This is a genomic window from Psychrobacter sp. GW64-MNA-CIBAN-0177 (assembly GCF_040309585.1).
GTDB classification, from domain to species: domain Bacteria; phylum Pseudomonadota; class Gammaproteobacteria; order Pseudomonadales; family Moraxellaceae; genus Psychrobacter; species Psychrobacter okhotskensis.
In genome coordinates this window covers 1-248 of record NZ_JBEOOY010000494.1, presented here as the reverse complement: position 1 = coordinate 248, position 248 = coordinate 1, and the positions used below count along the sequence as shown (strand labels likewise).

General features: G+C 44.0%; 1 pseudogene. It reads right to left on the bottom strand.

Annotation, left to right across the window (positions count from 1 at the left end):
* Positions 1-3: 3 nt before the first annotated feature.
* Positions 4-248, bottom strand: a pseudogene (locus AAEY79_RS15960) (hypothetical protein); the annotation flags it as partial.

Sequence of the window (248 nt, the reverse complement as noted above, 5' to 3'; positions counted from 1 at the left end):
GTATTATGAGGGATTGTGTTGGTTCATAATATCAACAACTGGCGGCATTGGTTTTGACACCTTACCTTCAGCTTGCAACTCTTTGGTGGTTTTGGCATCAATGGCTAGTCCAGAAATCAAGGCGATGTCTTTGACAGGCTTACGTTGGCGAGTGGCAAAGCTCACTGGTACCATACGCGCAAATTCATAAACATGCAGGTAAGACTCTTCGCCACCTTCAAAATCTTCATCGTCTTCTAATCGAATAC